Source organism: Synechococcus sp. W60.3 (assembly GCF_047502615.1).
Classification (GTDB): Bacteria; Cyanobacteriota; Cyanobacteriia; order Thermostichales; family Thermostichaceae; genus Thermostichus.
Genome location: NZ_JANSHJ010000004.1, coordinates 779 through 16,185, shown reverse-complemented (window position 1 = coordinate 16,185; position 15,407 = coordinate 779). Strand labels below are relative to the sequence as shown.

At 61.2% G+C, this 15,407-nt stretch carries 15 protein-coding genes, 1 tRNA gene and 1 pseudogene; 9 read left to right on the top strand and 8 right to left on the bottom strand.

What is annotated here, in order from left to right; genetic code table 11:
* Window positions 1-22: 22 nt before the first annotated feature.
* Window positions 23-1,465 carry a gamma-aminobutyraldehyde dehydrogenase gene (locus tag NW846_RS02260; RefSeq protein ID WP_099812510.1) on the bottom strand — a complete coding sequence of 481 codons (1,443 nt, stop codon included), beginning with the start codon at window positions 1,463-1,465 and terminating at the stop codon, window positions 23-25.
* Window positions 1,466-1,633: 168 nt separating this feature from the next.
* Here NW846_RS02260 and NW846_RS02255 point away from each other — a divergent pair, with 168 nt between their 5' ends.
* From NW846_RS02255 to gatB, 3 genes are all read left to right on the top strand, one after another.
* Window positions 1,634-1,825 (top strand): hypothetical protein, encoded by a 192-nt coding sequence (locus tag NW846_RS02255; protein WP_041438067.1) that lies wholly within the window; start codon window positions 1,634-1,636, stop codon window positions 1,823-1,825.
* Entirely contained in the window at window positions 1,822-2,106 is a 285-nt protein-coding gene (locus NW846_RS02250; RefSeq protein ID WP_099812511.1) for an acylphosphatase, read from the top strand. The genes NW846_RS02255 and NW846_RS02250 overlap by 4 nt, the downstream gene beginning before the upstream one ends.
* A gap of 65 nt (window positions 2,107-2,171) precedes the next feature.
* Window positions 2,172-3,644, top strand: coding sequence for an Asp-tRNA(Asn)/Glu-tRNA(Gln) amidotransferase subunit GatB (gene gatB, locus NW846_RS02245; RefSeq protein ID WP_414515239.1), 1,473 nt, complete (start codon window positions 2,172-2,174; stop codon window positions 3,642-3,644).
* Here the strand turns inward: gatB and NW846_RS02240 are convergent.
* On the bottom strand, window positions 3,641-4,234 hold the full coding sequence (locus NW846_RS02240) for a Maf family protein (RefSeq protein ID WP_099834680.1): 594 nt from the start codon (window positions 4,232-4,234) through the stop codon (window positions 3,641-3,643). The two genes, gatB and NW846_RS02240, sit on opposite strands and share 4 nt — an antisense overlap.
* 140 nt (window positions 4,235-4,374) lie before the next feature.
* Here NW846_RS02240 and NW846_RS02235 point away from each other — a divergent pair, with 140 nt between their 5' ends.
* The 4 genes from NW846_RS02235 (at window position 4,375) to NW846_RS02220 (ending at window position 7,484) form a co-directional block, all read left to right on the top strand.
* Window positions 4,375-5,256, top strand: coding sequence for an ion transporter (locus NW846_RS02235; RefSeq protein ID WP_011429266.1), 882 nt, complete (start codon window positions 4,375-4,377; stop codon window positions 5,254-5,256).
* Window positions 5,257-5,278: 22 nt separating this feature from the next.
* On the top strand, window positions 5,279-5,785 hold the full coding sequence (locus NW846_RS02230; protein WP_240527286.1) for a hypothetical protein: 507 nt from the start codon (window positions 5,279-5,281) through the stop codon (window positions 5,783-5,785).
* Between the two features lie 89 nt (window positions 5,786-5,874).
* The gene (locus NW846_RS02225; protein WP_414347313.1) at window positions 5,875-6,288 is read left to right on the top strand and encodes a PH domain-containing protein; all 414 of its coding nucleotides are present in this window, start codon (window positions 5,875-5,877) and stop codon (window positions 6,286-6,288) included.
* Between the two features lie 2 nt (window positions 6,289-6,290).
* Window positions 6,291-7,484: a glycosyltransferase gene (locus NW846_RS02220; RefSeq protein ID WP_414347310.1), complete on the top strand. Its 1,194-nt coding sequence runs from the start codon at window positions 6,291-6,293 to the stop codon at window positions 7,482-7,484.
* Here NW846_RS02220 and NW846_RS02215 read toward each other — a convergent pair.
* Window positions 7,478-9,127 (bottom strand): hypothetical protein, encoded by a 1,650-nt coding sequence (locus NW846_RS02215; protein WP_011429262.1) that lies wholly within the window; start codon window positions 9,125-9,127, stop codon window positions 7,478-7,480. The genes NW846_RS02220 and NW846_RS02215 overlap by 7 nt on opposite strands.
* Window positions 9,128-9,295: 168 nt before the next feature.
* On the opposite strand from NW846_RS02215, the gene NW846_RS02210 reads away from it, so the two are divergent.
* Complete coding sequence (locus NW846_RS02210) at window positions 9,296-9,715, top strand: hypothetical protein (protein WP_011429261.1); 420 nt, start codon at window positions 9,296-9,298, stop codon at window positions 9,713-9,715.
* Window positions 9,716-9,778: 63 nt separating this feature from the next.
* Here the strand turns inward: NW846_RS02210 and ssuE are convergent, their stop codons facing one another.
* On the bottom strand, window positions 9,779-10,330 hold the full coding sequence (gene ssuE, locus NW846_RS02205) for an NADPH-dependent FMN reductase (protein WP_011429260.1): 552 nt from the start codon (window positions 10,328-10,330) through the stop codon (window positions 9,779-9,781).
* 108 nt (window positions 10,331-10,438) lie between these two features.
* On the opposite strand from ssuE, the gene NW846_RS02200 reads away from it, so the two are divergent.
* Window positions 10,439-10,510, top strand: a tRNA-Gly gene (locus NW846_RS02200).
* 389 nt (window positions 10,511-10,899) lie between these two features.
* Here the strand turns inward: NW846_RS02200 and nusB are convergent.
* From nusB to NW846_RS02180, 4 genes and pseudogenes are all read right to left on the bottom strand, one after another.
* Entirely contained in the window at window positions 10,900-11,766 is an 867-nt protein-coding gene (nusB, locus tag NW846_RS02195; protein WP_099812516.1) for a transcription antitermination factor NusB, read from the bottom strand.
* Window positions 11,767-11,885: 119 nt separating this feature from the next.
* The gene (locus tag NW846_RS02190) at window positions 11,886-14,045 is read right to left on the bottom strand and encodes an ATP-dependent helicase (RefSeq protein WP_041438062.1); all 2,160 of its coding nucleotides are present in this window, start codon (window positions 14,043-14,045) and stop codon (window positions 11,886-11,888) included.
* Between the two features lie 11 nt (window positions 14,046-14,056).
* Window positions 14,057-14,914 (bottom strand): Cof-type HAD-IIB family hydrolase, encoded by an 858-nt coding sequence (locus NW846_RS02185; protein ID WP_414347305.1) that lies wholly within the window; start codon window positions 14,912-14,914, stop codon window positions 14,057-14,059.
* Window positions 14,915-15,050: 136 nt separating this feature from the next.
* A pseudogene (locus tag NW846_RS02180) lies at window positions 15,051-15,182 on the bottom strand (IS200/IS605 family transposase); the annotation flags it as partial.
* Window positions 15,183-15,407: the final 225 nt, after the last annotated feature.

Below are 15,407 nucleotides of genomic sequence, written 5' to 3'. Positions count from 1 at the left end.
ACGAGGTTGCCAGAGCCACCCCTCAACAAGTAGCAATCATCACATGCTTGGCAATTTGATACTCTCGCACGGCCTCTGCCGAGAGATCTTTGCCAAATCCCGATTGCTTGAAGCCGCCGTGGGGAGCCTCGGAGGCGATGGGGAGATGATCGTTGATCCAGACGGTTCCGAACTCCAGATCGGCGGCCAGTTTCATGGCTCGTCCGAGGTCTTGAGTCCACACAGAAGCCGCCAGCCCGTATAGGACGTCATTGCCCAGGCGTAGCGCTTCCGCTTCTTCGCGGAACGAGCCGAGCGTGAGGACCGGCCCAAAAACCTCACTCTGCACGATCTCCGCTTTTTGATCGACATGGGTAATCACTGTGGGTTCGTAGTAGTAGCCCCGGTCAAACTGAGGAGGGATCCGCCCGCCGGTCAGCACCTTGGCTCCCTCGGCTTTGGCCCGCTCCACAAATCCCCTCACCCGCTCCCGCTGGGCTGCCGAGACCAAGGGCCCCATCTCCACCCCCGCCTCAAAAGGGGATCCCAGCCTTACTTTGCGCATCGCCTCGACGATGGCCTCTTGCATCTGCGCCAGCTTGCTCTCGTGCACATAGAGGCGGGTGGCTGCCGTGCAGTCCTGGCCGCTGTTGAAGGTGGCGGCAAAAGCAGCCTTGGCGGCCACAGTCTCCACGTCGGCATCCTCGAAAACCAAAAACGGGGCTTTGCCTCCCAGCTCCAGATGCACCCGCTTGAGAGTGTCTGCCGCCGTCCGCATCACCTGCTTGCCAGTGGCAGTAGAGCCGGTGAGGCTGACCATGCGTACCTGCGGGTGCTCCACCAGGGCTTGGCCGGTAGCATCGCCTCCGGTAACGATGTTGACCACCCCCGGCGGGATCCCGGCCTCAGCAGTCAGCTCCGCCAGCATCAGGGTAGTCAGAGGGGTGGTGGGAGCGGGCTTGAGCACTACTGTGCAGCCGGCAGCCAGGGCGGGGCCGATCTTCCAGACGGCCATCAGCAGCGGGTAGTTCCAAGGGGTAATTTGCGCGCACACCCCCACTGGCTCCTTGCGAAATAGCGAGGTGTAACCTCTGGCGTATTCTCCGGCGCTCAAACCATGGATGTCGCGGGCGGCAGCGGCAAAGAAACGCAGGTTATCCACCGCAAAGGCCAGATCCCCTCCCAAGCTGACCAGCTCGTAGGGCTTGCCGGTGTTTTCCGACTCCAGACGGGCCAGCTCGGCAGCGCGAGCTTCGATGAGATCCGCCAACTTCCAGAGGGCCAGGGATCGCTCGCCGGGGGTGAGCTTCGACCAACGGCCATCGTAGAAAGCCGTGTGGGCCGCCTGCACCGCCCGATCCACATCGGCAGGGCTGGCGTCCACCACCTCCGCCAATTGCTCGCCCGTAGCCGGGTTCTCGATGACCATCAGGTTTCCCCCTTGGCTGTCAACCCATTGGCCGTCGATCCAGAGTTTGTGGGCCATGGCCTCTTCTCAACTGCTCGCTAGCAACACTTCTCCCCATTGTGCCGAATCTTGTCCAGCTTGGAGGGCGTTGTCGAGGAGAGGGCCAAGCCGCCAGGGATCCCCTCTCTCTGGGGTTTCCGTCTGGTAAGGTCAGAAGGGAGCTTTCTGCACCAGCGAGGTTGGCCTATGTCTCCTGTGCTGTGGCAAGCCATTGGGTACGCCGGCGGGATCTCGCTGGGGATCGTGGGACTGGTTGCCCTTGTCAACTTTCTCTGGCAGCGCCTAGAGCAGCAGGCGGAGAAAGCTACGGCCCAGCCAGCCGAGTCGCCCTCGGCTTCAGAACTTGGCAACACCTCGGAGGGATCCCCCTCAGCATGAGCGACAGGGTTCGTGTTCACGTTTGGGTGCGCGGGCGGGTTCAGGGAGTGGGGTTTCGGGCCTACACCGAAGCCATGGCCCGCAACGCCGGCGTCCACGGCTGGGTGCGCAATCTGCGGGATGGCCGGGTGGAGGCGGTTTTTGAAGGATCCCCGGCGGCGGTGGAGGCGATGTTGCGCTGGTGCCAGCAGGGCAGCCCCGGCTCGCGGGTGGAGGCCGTCGAACACCGCTTCGAGCCACCCGAAGGCCTCTCCACCTTCGAGATCCGCCCCACCGTTTGAGGCAGCAGCTCAGCAGCTAGCGATATCCCACTAGAATGGGAAAACCTACTCTTTCTCGTTTGGCCATGACGGTTGCTGCCCCTGCCAAAGTGGAATACGAAGCTGTGATTGGGCTGGAGGTGCACTGCCAGCTCAGCACCCGCTCCAAGATCTTCTCCAGCAGCGCGACGGCCTTTGGCGCTCCCCCCAACACCCAAATTGACCCTGTCTGCATGGGCCTGCCCGGCACCCTGCCCGTGCTGAACGAGAAGGTGCTGGAATACGCGGTCAAGGCTGGCCTGGCCCTCAATTGCACCATCGCCCCCTACAGCAAGTTCGACCGCAAGCAGTACTTCTACCCCGACCTGCCCAAAAACTACCAAATCTCCCAGTACGACCTGCCCATTGCCACCCACGGCTGGGTCGAGATCCAGCTCAGCGACGGCCGCAGCAAGCGCATCGGCATCACCCGTTTGCACATAGAAGAAGACGCGGGCAAATTGGTGCATGCCGGCAGCGATCGGCTGTCGGGATCCAGCTATTCCCTGGTGGATTTCAACCGGGCAGGAGTTCCCCTCATCGAGATCGTCAGCGAGCCGGATATCCGCACTGGGGAAGAAGCAGCCGAGTATGTACAGGAGCTGCGCCGCATCCTCCGCTACGCCGGGCTGTGCGATGGCAACCTACAGGAGGGATCCCTGCGCTGCGACGTCAACATCTCGGTGCGCCCGCTGGGCTCCCCGACCTTTGGCACGAAGGTGGAAATCAAGAACATGAACTCCTTCAACGCCATCCAGCGGGCCATCGAGTACGAGTTCAACCGCCAAGTTAAGGCCGTGGAAGCAGGCGAGCCCATCGTACAGGAGACCCGCCTCTGGGAAGAAAACAGCCAGCGCACCATCAGCATGCGCAAGAAAGAGGGATCCAGCGACTACCGCTATTTTCCGGAGCCGGATCTGCCGCCCATTCGTGTGACGGAAGCGCAAAAAGCCCGCTGGCAGGCGGAGCTGCCGGAATTGCCCAGTGTGAAGCGGCGGCGCTACCAACAGGTGTACGGCCTCTCGGTGTACGATGCCCGCTACCTCAGCGATGAACGCAACACCGCCGAATACTTTGAAGCCGTGATCGCCGCCGGTGCCGACCCGAAAGCAGCCGCCAACTGGATGATGAGCGACATCGCCAGCTACCTCAACACCCACAAGCTGGACTACCCGGACATCGCCTTGAAGCCGGAAACCCTGGCTGAGCTAATCGGCCTCATCGAGCAAGGCACTATTTCCAGCAAAATTGCCAAGGAGATCCTGCCGGAGCTGCTGGAAAAAGGCGGCTCGGCCCGCGCCCTGGTGGAGGCCAAGGGCCTGACCCAGATCTCCGATAGCAGCCTCTTGGAGCCAATGATCGCCGAGGTGCTGGCCGAGAACCCCGAGCAACTGCAGCAGTACCGGGAGGGCAAAACCAAGCTCTTCGGCTACTTTGTCGGGCAACTGATGAAAAAAACCCAAGGACGGGCGGATCCCAAGCTGGCCAACGAGCTGCTCAAGCGGCATCTAGACGGCTAATTCCAGGCTTCGGTGAGGGAATAGCCCAATTCCTGGATCATGCGCCGCAGCAACGGCAAACTCAGCCCAATGACGTTGCCAGGGCACCCCTCGATCCGCTCCACAAACAAGCTGCCGCGGCCGTCAATGGCAAAGCAGCCAGCACAATTGAGCGGCTCGCCGGTGGCCACGTAGGCGCGGATCTCCTCGTCGCTGGGCTTGGCAAAAAACACCCGTGTTACCGCATAGTGGACGAGGCGGCGGTTCTGCCTCGTGTCAATCAAGGCATGGCCCGTGTAGAGCTCTCCCACTTCGCCCCGCATTTGCCGCAGGCGCCGTTCCGCCTCTAGAGCATTGGCCGGCTTGCCCAGGATCTCCCCCCCTAGGTAGAGCACGGAGTCAGCCCCGATCACCAAGACGGGCTCCCGTTGCTGAGCCGCCACCGCTTCGGCTTTGGCCGCAGCCAGCTTCTGCACCAGCTCCACCGGATCCGGGCTCTGGATTTGGCTTTCGTCAAAGTAGCTGGGTTGAACGCGAAAAGGGATCCGGGCAGCTTCTAACAATTGGCGGCGGGCAGGAGATTGCGAAGCCAGGACAATGGGAGGCAACATCGATTCAATGCTCAACTCAAGCCTAGACGTTTGCAGGACTGAAGTTTGCTCTACTACTAGTTTCCATTAACCTAGTCAAGGTACGCCCGATAGGCGCTCAAGGGAAACCCTCTCGATCTCTTCCCAACGGGATCCCGTCTGTGACCACCCTACCCTCCCAGGCCACCCAAACTGAGCTTGCCCCTGCTGGCCTCCTCCAGCGCTACTGGGGGGATCAGGACACACCCGAAAGCCGCTGGGTCAATTGGCTGGTGGCGGTGCTGGTTTTCTGTTCGTCTGCCTTTTTTGTAGTGGAGACCTACCCCATTCCCCCCCAACTCCGCCTTGGGCTGGAGCGGCTGGATCGCCTCATCCTCGGCCTATTCGTGGTGGAATATCTACTGCGCTGGGCAGCGGCCCTGCAGAAGCTGCGCTACGTCTTCAGCCTCTATTCGCTCATTGACTTGCTGGCGATTTTGCCTTTTTTTGCCGGGCTGACGGATATTCGCTTTATCCGCCTCTTGCGCTGGTTTCGTATCTTGCGGCTGCTGCGCCTGGTGGAGGGCAAGACCCTCTTTGGTCAGGTCATCTCCGCCGACACCCGCATCTTGTTGCGCATCCTTTTTACTCTCTTTGCGATTGTCTTCGTCTACTCTGGCCTCATCTACCAGGTGGAACATCCGGCCAATCCCGGCGCTTTTGCCACCTTTTTGGATGCTTTCTACTTTTCGGTTGTTACCATGACCACGGTAGGGTTTGGGGATCTCACCCCCACCTCTGAGCTGGGCCGGCTGTTGACGGTGCTGATGATCCTGACGGGCGTGGCCCTGATCCCTTGGCAAGTAGGGGAGCTGATCAAGCAACTGGTGAAAAGCGGCACCTCGCTGCAGTGGGCCTGCCCGGGATGCGGCCTCTCCCAGCACGATGAGGATGCCCAGTTTTGTAAGCGCTGCGGCACGCCGCTCTATCCGGATAGCCAAGCCTCTCCAGCCAGCAGTCCGCTGGCCAATCTGCCGGTTGGGGGCAAAGACAGGATAGGCTAGGACGGGATCGAGAGAACCTGCAATGTTGGCACATCCTGAATTGGCCATCCCTGGCAAGCTCAATGTAAAGGCGGGAGTGGTGATGCTGCTGGCAGCCATCGTCCTGGGCCTCATCCTCAGTCAGGTTCAGCCGCTGCTGCCCGCTCCGCAAGATTTGCCAGGGATCCCTAGGGAACCCCTTTCCTGGCAAGAGGTGCCCAAACAAAAGTACGCCTGGCACATCTGCTACGCCTTTTTGGGCAATATGGGGCTGATCAACATCGGCGGCGGCCTGGCGCTGGTGGCGTTGGGATCCCGCTTCACAGCCGGGCACCTGTTCTCCCAGATTCTTCTTTTGGGGGGAATGCTGCACCCTGCCTCTTGGGCTTTGGTGGCTCTGACAGGTCTGGAAGGGTGGGGCTGGCTGGGCAATGTCGGGGCGGTGGCGGTGGCGCTGGTGGTGATGGTGTTGTTTGTTCACCTGATCTTGGCTACCTACCGCTCGGGGCAAGCCCTCCAAAAACTGACTCGATCCCGCATCCACCGCTAACTCGGCAGACAGTTGGGGTGAGAAACCGTTTAGCTTAAGATTGTTTTTAGCATTGTTGATGCTGACATTCGACATTAGGTGGGCTGAGCATGGCGATCAAAGAAGAAGTTTTTTTTGAGGGCGGCCCTCACACGGGCGATCTGGTGTTGAACTCCTTCCTCGGCCTCACCCTCGTTGGCTTGCCTCTGTTTGTGGGCGCCCTGGTGCGCAAGCTTTGGGTTCACTACCGGATAACCAACCGTCGCATCACTGTGATCGGCGGCTGGGGCGGCAAGGAGCGCTCTGATGTCACTTACAAAGAGATTGCCAAGGTGGTGACGGTGCCACGGGGCCTAGGCACCTGGGGCGATATGGTGCTCACCCTCAAAGACGGCAGCCGCCTAGAGATGCGGGCAGTGCCCCGCTTCCGCGAGATCTACGCCTACATCAGCGAACGGCTGGACGAGAAAGCCAGGCAAGTAAGCGGGCCCATCGGCAAAAGGTCCCCCTCGACCCAAGCCTAGCCATGCCTGCTTGGGATCCCTCCTGGGCGCAGCGCCTGGCGCTGGTGCACGAGTATTTGATCTGGCCAGGGGGATCGGAAAAGGTTTTGCAGGAGCTCCTTGCCTTTGCCCCACAGGCACCTCTCTACGTCAGCCTCTTCTCGTCCCACACCTTGCCGCCGAGCTGGCAGCAGCGGTCGGTTTACACCTCGTTTTTGCAGGGCTGGGCCCGCTGGCTGGGGGTGCTGCGGCGCAACTATCACAACCGCCTTAAGTACCTGCTGCCCTGGATGCCCTTGGCCTACGAGAGCTTTGACTTCTCCGCCTATGACTGCGTCATCTCCAGCAGCCATGCCTTTGCCAAAGGGATCCTGACAGGGCCTTCCACTCTGCACCTTAGCTACATCCACAGCCCGCCCCGTTACCTCTGGGAAAACCAGGAGCTCTATCTGGAGCGGGAGGGGTTGACGGGGATCCGCCCGCTTGCCGCCCTCAGCCGCTGGCTGTTGCACCGCCTGCGCCAGTGGGACTTTGTGGCAGCCCAGCGGCCAGACCTATTGATTGCCAACTCGCAGCACATCCGCCGGCGCCTGGCCAAGCTCTACCGCCGCGAGGCTGTGGTTATCTATCCGCCGGTGCCGCTGCAGGGGTTTGAGCCGGTAACCCATCCCCAAGCCGACTACGACCTGGTGGTGGGCCGGCTGGTGCCCTACAAGCGGGTGGATTTGGCGATCGCTGCCTGTAAGCAGCTGGGCCGCCGCCTGGTAGTGGTGGGGGAAGGGCCGGAGCTGCCGCGACTGAAGCAACTGGCAGGGCCGCAAGTGGAGTTTTTGCCCCACCAGCCCCAAGACCGCCTGCAGGAGCTGCTGGCCAATTGCCGGCTGCTGCTGTTTCCCTGGGAAGAGGATTTTGGCCTGGTGGCGGTGGAGGCGCAAGCCTGTGGTCGTCCTGTGGTCGCCCTGAACCGGGGAGGCACCCGCGAGACCGTCATCCACGGCCAGACGGGGATCCTCATCCCCGAAGCCAGGGTGGAAGCCCTCGTCGAAGGGCTGCGCCAGGCGGAGCGCCAGGAATGGGATCCGCAGCGGATTCGGACCCATGCCTTGCAATTTGCGCCGGAGCGGTTCCACGCCCAGTTGGGATCCCTGCTGCGCTGGGCCTGGCCCCGTTTCCAGGCGGGAGAGCGCTTGGATCCGCAAGAATGGCAGCCTCAGTAGGGCCGCCGCTGTACAAAAGCCGGCAACTCGATGCGGCTGCGGCTGCCCCCTTCTCCCCCAGCCCGTGCAGCCGCCAAGGCGGAGCGTCTCAGCAGCTTCTCCGCCCGATCCTGCCGCTCCTCAAGGGCAAGGGGTGGGATCCCACCAGCGGGCGTTCTCCCAGTTGTGGGTCGGCTGGTGGGTGGGGCGGCAGCCACCGCTGGGGAGGGAGCAGGCCCTTCAGCTGCCGCCTGAACCCGTTCCTGAGCCGGGCGGCCAGACCTGAGCTCGACACCTGCTTGGGGAGGAGCCGCAGACGACTGCCGCAGAGCGGCTAGCTGCTCCTCCAGCTCCTGATTGCGTTGCAACAACAGGGCCACCTCTTTTTCCTGAGTTTGGGCATAGGCGTGGGCCTGCACACACTCGGTTTTCAAAGTCGCCACCTGCTGCTGCAGCTTCTCGATCTGTTTCTGGCTAACCAGATGATGGGCCTCCGCCAGCTCCTGTGCCCGCCGGGCTTCTTCCAGGCTTTCCCGAGTTGGTCGCTGGGCCAGCTCCCGAAGCTGCTGCTGCACTTCCTGCCACTGGACAAGGGTGGGCCGCTGAGCCAGCTCTTGGAGAAGCTGATCCCGTTCGGCCCGCAAGGCGTCGAGCTCCCGGGTGAGAGCCTGCACTTGCTCTTCTAGAGCAAGGAGCCGCTGCGTCTGCAGAGACTCCGCCTCGCCGCTGGGATCCACTTGGGCTTTTCGCTCTTGGCGCAGAGCCTGCAGCTCCGCCTCCAGTTTGGCAATTTGCTGGGCCTGTTCTGCCTGGCGCTGCTGGCTCTGCTGCAGCTCCGCCAGCAAGGTGGTTCGCTCGGCCTTGGCAAAAGAGGCTTGTTGGCGCAACTGGTTCAGCTCCGCTTGCAAGCTTGCCCATTGCTCCTGCGAAGGGCGTTCTTCCAATTCGCGAAGACGTTGCTGCGCTGCATTCAGGTCGGCTTGCAGGCGTGCCTTTTCGCTTTCCAGCTCGGCTTTGAGACGCTGCCCCTCAGCCTCGGCCTGGCGGTGGGCCGCCTCCAGCTCCGCCCGTAGGGCTTCCATTTCCTGCGCAGAGGGCCGAGCGGCCAGCTCCTGGATTTGCGCCTGCAACTGCGCCTTCTCTTCCTCCAGCGCTTGAATGCGGAGCTGCGATTGGGCTTGTAAAAGCTGTACCTGCGGCAACTTGACGGCGTATTCCCCCAACTGGTTGGCCTGCTGTTTCAGCTCCCAGAGCTCCTGCTGCAGTTGATAGAACCGGGCCGGATCGACGCGCCGCTGCAGTTCTGCCTTCAGGGTTTCGATTTCTGCTTGGCTGGTCTGCAACTGTTGCTGCAGGATCTGGTAGTGCTCCAGCGTGGGTCGGCGCTCCATTTCCCAGAGAAGATTTTGTAACTCTTCAATGTGCTGCTGTTGGAGCTGAAAAGCTTCCAGGGTAGGACGTTGTTCCAGCCGCGCCTTCTCCTCTTGACAAGCCTGCAAAGCTTGCTCCCGCTCCTGCAGTTGGGCCTGCGCTTCCAGCAGTTGCTGTTCCAGGCGATGGGTACATTCAATCTGCTGCAATGACAGTGCCTCTGACTCTGCTAGGGATCGCTCCAAGTTGCGCACGCGCGCCCGCAAAGCTTTCAGCTCCTCTTCCACTTCCATAGCCCGGCTGCTCGACAGATTATGGGCTTTACTCTAGCAGATGCTCCGGGCAAATATCCAGCTTGACACCACCTATAGCGTGAATTTTTGAGTTCTCCCAAAACTAACGCTAGAGATGTTGCCTCCATCCTCTATACTTGGGGGATGGAGTTCTGAAGCGGGAGCCCTGTGATCAAGCTGGGATCCAAACCTTGGGGGTTGACGCTGGCCCTGCTGGGCGTGGCTCTGGTCGGTTGTGGTGCCGCCGCGCTCACTGCCAGCCCCCCTCTGCCGCCGCTAATCACCAGCAGCGACATTCCTGCCGCCGTTAGCCGGGGCGGCTTTTTGGAGGTTGGGGTCTCGGTGTCGGTGCCGGGGCGGCTCCCAGCGGAGCTGGCGTTTCAGGTGTCATGGTCGGGGATCGAGGTGCAGACGCTGTCAGCAGCCCAGGTCAACTGTGTCTCCGGCAACGTGTCCTGCACTACTCGCTTCCGCATCCGCCCCCCTTTGAACTTGGTGCCCGGCTCTTACCTGCTCAGTTTACGGGTTTTCGACCGGTTGGGACAAAGTGCCGCTGTGACTGCGACGGTGCTGTTGAGGGATCCCTGAAGGCTGCACCGGAGAGTTGCCTTTCAGTTGTTGGCTGGGCGCTTCCGCATGAACGAAAAATCGTTATTTCACCGCCTGGGCAAGCGCCCGGATCCCTGCTTGCAGACGTTCTTCAATGTCGGCCTCCAGCCGCAGGGTGCCGTCGGCCTCAAACTGGATCTGCGAGCTGAGGATGTAGATCCCTTTCAAGATATGGGTTGCGCCCATCACGGCCAGCACCGGCTTCATGGCAAAGTCGATGGCCAGCAGGTGGGCCAGGGTTCCCCCGGTGGCAATGGGGAGAATCACCTTGCCGGTAAAAGCATCCTGGTCTAGCAAATCCAGCAGCGCCTTCAACACGCCTGGATAAGAAGCTTTATAGACAGGAGCAGAGATGACGATCCCGGCAGCCTGGGCCACCTTTTCCTGAATCTGCTGGAGGTGAGGGCTCTCAAAGTTAACCCGCACCAGATCCTCTGGCGGCAAATCCCGCACCGAGACAAACTCCGTCGTCAATCCCAGACCGGACAGGATCCCGGCAGCGTGGTGCAAAATCGCTTCCGACCGCGGTGGCGGGCCAGCGGCTTCCCGAGAAAGAGGGCCAGGACTACCGGAGAGCAGGAGGATGGCCGGCATGGATCAACAAAAGAAGTAGAACGCTGCTTCTGTTGTACCAGGGATCCCGTCCAAGAAATGCTAAACTATGCGTTAGGAAAGTCTCCAGGTTGTCGAGCCTGGATCCCTGCGGGCGTAGTTCAGTGGTAGAACGCTAGCTTCCCAAGCTGGATGTCGTGAGTTCGAATCTCATCGCCCGCTTCCCCATCGAAAACACAGAGGGATAGCTGGCTGGCCCCGTACTTGAGTGCGGGGCGGAAAGGCCCGTGAGCAACTTTAGCTGCTCATCAATGGCATAGTTATCACCGAGGCGTGCCGTTCCCAGGCGAGCCCCTAAGACGGTGAAAAACCCGACCGGTGGCAAGCGTCCGGAAGAGACTGCCGTCTCAGCCAACCTGCAACGACTCCGTCCCGCTGACGCGATCAGAAAAGTCAGCAGAACCTTGGGGCCTTGCCTCCAGGAACTGTCTAGAGGTGTCTTGACAACGCCTCTGTGAGTCCGCTTGCGGACTGCGTAAAAATCCCCTGGGCGGTAGGAGGGTCAAACAATCTGCCCCACGCAGGGCCTTCACCCTAAGGCAGTGAGGAGCCTAGCTTCTGAGATCCCCGGCTGGCGAAGGATTCCGACCGAAAGGGGCTTCCATGCGGCTGTCCACCACCCGCCGTAGCACCCCGTTGACAAAAGCGGCGGCCTCCGGATCCCCGTATTTTTTGGCCAATTCTACAGCTTCGTTGATGGCGACCTTGTCGGGGCTGCTGCGCAGGATCTCCATTTCCACTACCGCCAGGCGCAGGATATCGCGCTCGATCCGCCCCACCCGCTTCAGTTGCCAGCCTACCAAAACCCCTTGCAAACGGGCGTCGATAGCCTCCTTATGGGTGCGCAGGGCGGTCAACAGTTGGAGAGCGTAGGCGCGTACCTCTTGAGCTTGGGCAATGTGCAACAGCTCCGGCATGGAGAGGGCAACTCCCAGCCGGTTGACCGCCTTTTGGGACAACTGAACGACCTCATCCAGGATGCGGCGGACGCTGTACAGCCGCTGTTCCAGGTGTTCTAGGGCTTGGCCGGCGTTGCTGAGGGCCACTTGGGCTTGGTGGGCCAGCTCCAGCAATTCTCCCTGCACGGTGTCGCCGGCGTTGGCCTCCTTCAGAGCCGTTTCCAAGCGTTGCAGATGTCGTTGGGCCTGCTGAAGGCGGACAGTAAGAGAGCGAGCTCCGCCCTCTTCCTTGGCATCAGAAGCGGCCAATAACAGGGGATCGCTCTCGTGCAACAGGCGATCGCTGCGCTGGATCTCCGCCGCCGCTGTGGAGAGAGTTTCATGGGTCTCTTCCTGCAGAGCGCGGATGGCTGCCAGCAGCAAGTCCTCCAGTTGTTTTTCGCTCAGTTTGGCCGCTGTGGCCGGCAGTTGGTTGACCCCCAGCAGGGCCAGTTCGCGGGCAACACGCCGAGGTTGCATTGCAGAATACCCATGTTTTTAAACGACTGCCCCATCGCGCAAGGCGGCGCTATCGGGCTTAGCCATGCTAGCAGCCTGCCGCGGGGCAATGAAGAACCAGAGGCCCGGGCGCCTCGCTGTCAACTTGCCTCGCAAGGGCGGCTCAACACGCGAAACACCAACGATGCACTCTGCTCTTCGCCAAAGCGAGATTGGCTGGAGACGGAGAGGGTAAGCCGCCGTTTGCTGCGGGTGATGCCCACGTACAGCAGCCGCAGCCGCTCTGCGGCCAGATCCAAAAAGGCTTGCTCGGTGGCCGAGTCGGCCTGCTGCTCCCAACAACTTCTGCGGCTGAGCTGCCGCAACTGGGCCAGGGCTTCTGCTCTCATATCGACATCCTCCAAAAACCTCAGCCCCACCGGTCGCTCTTCAGAGTAGGTGGGAAACTCGTAGGCCGACACCTGGGGGATGAACACCTGATCCCATTCCAAGCCCTTGGCGCGGTGCAGAGTCGTAACGGTGATGCTGCCCGGCTCCGGGTTGAAGGCAAAGATCTCCGAGGGCAGGTTGTTGAGGCGGCGATCCAGAATCACCCGCAATTCTTGGGCAATCTCCTGCCAATCGACCTCGGGCAGGGATCCCAGCACCTGCTCCAACTGGTCGATGACGTAGCAACCCACAAACAGCTCTTCCGGCTTGCGGTAGAGGCTTTGGACAATCACATTGAGCACCTCCGGCCAAGGGGAGCGCCCGGCCCGCAGCCAACCGGCAAGGATGCGCAGCAGCCTGCCCAAGTTTTGCCAAGAGGGGCTATCCGGCAAAGTGGGGGCTTCCCCAAACTGGGGAAATAGCAGCCGCTCCGGCAGCGAGGCGCGGATCCAGTCCAGCATCGGCCCCAGCTCCAGGCGCGGGATCCCGGCCCAGTCGGCCAGGTGATCCACAGCAGCGGCCAAGCGGGCAGAGGAAATGGGCTGGGCCAACCAGTCGATGATTCCCTTGAGTTGCAGCAACACCCGCCGCTGGCTGGGGTTGCCCCGCAACAGATCGATCACCTGCTCTGCCCCCAGTTCCCGCAGGTAGTCGAGGGCCTTGCCCCCCAGCTCGTTGGTGGTGACCAGAATGGCCACCGTCTGGTCGGGAAAAGCCTGGGCGGCTGCCAGGGCCCACCGCGTCACCTCCTGCAGCTCCTGCTCCGGGGATCCGACTACCCGGCGAAACACCACCTCCCCTTCGCTGGCCGGGGGATTTAGGCCGCCAGCGCTGGCCGGGCAAATGTGCTGGGGAGCCAGGGCGGTGCGCAGGGCTGGGATGGGGTGCTTCTGGTTCACCCAGTCCACCAGGCGGTTGGCCAACTCCAGGATCTGGGGGGCGCTGCGGCTGGACTCTTTCAACGTCACCTGGGGATTGGCCTGACAAAAGGCGCGAAACAGCCGCGGCTCGGCAGTGGTGAAGGTGCCCATGATGCTTTGGTTGGGATCCCCGACCCGTACCAGGTTGCCGGTGCGCTGGCTGAGCAGCCGCAGCAGCTCTTCTTGGAGGGGGGAGCTGTCCTGGGCCTCGTCCTCGAATAGGTAGTCGTACCAATTTTGCACCTGCTGCCGCAGGGCCGGGTCGCGCTCGATTAGCTCCACTGCCTGCCAGCCCAGGTCGTCGTAGTCCAGCTTGCCCAGGCGACGCAGCTCCGCTTGGTAGGCAGCATAGATGGGGGCCGCCCAGCCCAGATAGCCCTGAGTAGTTGTGGGGATCGCCTCCGGCCCCAGACGCAGATTCTTGGCCGTGCTGATCACCGCCCGCACCATCTGCTGGAAGCTGCGTCGAAACCGCAGCCGGTTTCGGACCACCTTGTGGGGCTTCTCGGCAGGGATCAAGGGCTCCCAGAGGTGGGTGTGGTGGGCGAGCCAGGCGCGGCAGAGACGGCTGAGCAGGCGCTCCTGTTCATATTCCTCCAGGATGGACAGCTCTTCCCAAGGGCCGGGAACCTCCCGCAACACCCGCAGCGCCAGCGAGTGCAAGGTGAAGGCTTGGGTAAAGCGATCCGGATAGCCCGCCTGTTGCAGGCGTTGGTTGATGCGGTTGATCAAATTGCTTCGCGCCGAACGCATGTAGGTGAACACCCCAATGCGCTCCGGTGGAACGCCGCGATTCAGGATGAGATCGGCGATTAGCAGCTCCAGGATAAACGTCTTGCCGCTCCCCGGAACTGCCGCGATCCCCAGAGGCCCCGACCGATACGCCAATGCCCGTTGCTGTTCTGGACGCAACGTGACTTGGGGAAAAGGAGAATCTGCCAAGCTCACCATTGCATCCGCAACTAGCCGAGGATAAAGGTCTCAATGGCCACCGCCACCCCATCTTCGGTGACGGGGGGAGCAACCCAATCAGCGTGGGGCAGCAGAGCCGGCGAGGCGTTCCCCATGGCTACCCCGATCCCCGCATACTGGAGCATCTCGATGTCGTTGTCGCCATCGCCGATGGCCATCACCTGATCCGCCGACACCCCCAGCAGCTCTTCCGCCAGAAAACGAACGGCATTGCCCTTGTTCACCGCCGCATGGGTGGCCTCCAAAAAAATCGGCTCCGAGCGGGTGAGGTAGATCTGCTCAGGAGAATACCGCTGCCGCAGGGATCCCTGGAGTTGCTGCAGAAACTCCGTATCCTCCGAAACAGCCAGGATCTTGGTGGGGCTTTTCCCGTGTTGGGCGGGGGAGAGCATCTGGAACGGCACCTGGGAGCGCTCGGCATAGGCTCGGCTGAGGGGGCTGAGCTCCCGCAAATAGAGCTGATCGTCGATGTAGAGGTGCACCCCCACCGGCTGATCCTGCAGCACCTGCAGCAGCTCCTCCGCCAGCGACCAGTCCAGGCTCCAATGCTTCAAGGTCTTTTGGCTGTCGGGATCGCGAATGAGCGCCCCCTGATAGCTGCAGAGGGGCATATCGGCCCCAATGGCGTAGTGAAACCGCTCAGCAGAGCGATGCATCCGACCTGTAGCAATGGCTACCCGCACGCCTGCCGCCTTGGCTTTTTGAATGGCCTGCCGCACCGGCTCCGAAACCTGGTTGGAAGGCCCGGCAATCGTGCCGTCGATGTCCAATACCAACAGCCGAATGTCTCTCCAGGATCCTGCCTCCTTTTTTCGCTGTTGGACTTGAGCTTCTGCTCCGGTTTGCATTGCCCCTCCTCCTGGCAACCTCCCAGACACTAACACAAAAGGATAGCTGGGTAGCCCCGCACTTTAGTGCAGGGCGGAAAAGCCCGCTAGCCACTTTAGTTGCTTACCCATGATGGGGGTCGTTGATATAGTTTCATAGCTCAAACAACCTCTTCCTGACTTCTCCTACCAAGACCTTTTTCCTTCTCTTTGGCCAAAAAATGAGATAAACAACCGCTAGCCCCACACCATGGTTGTAGTGATTGTACCGTTGACTTTCCTCTCGCACTATCGCTTACTTAGGTTGGAACAAAGAACAAAAACAAGAATGCGGTTTAGGGAAGGTCAATAACCGAAACTTTGTTTTCATCCCAACAGGTCGGTTCAAGGAGAATTATGTCAGCATTATGGCATCGAGTTTATTGAGGTAGAGGTACAGCTCGCAGGCAAGCTTCCTAGATGGAGATGAGCTACCTAGTTATGGTGAAAAACCCGACGGGTGGAGACCCTCTGG

Excerpts from the sequence above, each read along its gene's own strand:
- nusB (WP_099812516.1), bottom strand. The coding sequence starts at position 11,766 with ATGCAACCTCGGCGTGTTGCCCGCGAACTGGCCCTGCTGGGGGTCAAC.
- NW846_RS02250 (WP_099812511.1), top strand. The coding sequence starts at position 1,822 with ATGAGCGACAGGGTTCGTGTTCACGTTTGGGTGCGCGGGCGGGTTCAG.
- NW846_RS02190 (WP_041438062.1), bottom strand. The coding sequence starts at position 14,045 with ATGGTGAGCTTGGCAGATTCTCCTTTTCCCCAAGTCACGTTGCGTCCA.
- NW846_RS02260 (WP_099812510.1), bottom strand. The coding sequence starts at position 1,465 with ATGGCCCACAAACTCTGGATCGACGGCCAATGGGTTGACAGCCAAGGG.
- NW846_RS02240 (WP_099834680.1), bottom strand. The coding sequence starts at position 4,234 with ATGTTGCCTCCCATTGTCCTGGCTTCGCAATCTCCTGCCCGCCGCCAA.
- NW846_RS02220 (WP_414347310.1), top strand. The coding sequence starts at position 6,291 with ATGCCTGCTTGGGATCCCTCCTGGGCGCAGCGCCTGGCGCTGGTGCAC.
- NW846_RS02185 (WP_414347305.1), bottom strand. The coding sequence starts at position 14,914 with ATGCAAACCGGAGCAGAAGCTCAAGTCCAACAGCGAAAAAAGGAGGCA.
- NW846_RS02230 (WP_240527286.1), top strand. The coding sequence starts at position 5,279 with ATGTTGGCACATCCTGAATTGGCCATCCCTGGCAAGCTCAATGTAAAG.
- NW846_RS02215 (WP_011429262.1), bottom strand. The coding sequence starts at position 9,127 with ATGGAAGTGGAAGAGGAGCTGAAAGCTTTGCGGGCGCGCGTGCGCAAC.
- ssuE (WP_011429260.1), bottom strand. The coding sequence starts at position 10,330 with ATGCCGGCCATCCTCCTGCTCTCCGGTAGTCCTGGCCCTCTTTCTCGG.
- NW846_RS02225 (WP_414347313.1), top strand. The coding sequence starts at position 5,875 with ATGGCGATCAAAGAAGAAGTTTTTTTTGAGGGCGGCCCTCACACGGGC.
- NW846_RS02255 (WP_041438067.1), top strand. The coding sequence starts at position 1,634 with ATGTCTCCTGTGCTGTGGCAAGCCATTGGGTACGCCGGCGGGATCTCG.
- gatB (WP_414515239.1), top strand. The coding sequence starts at position 2,172 with ATGACGGTTGCTGCCCCTGCCAAAGTGGAATACGAAGCTGTGATTGGG.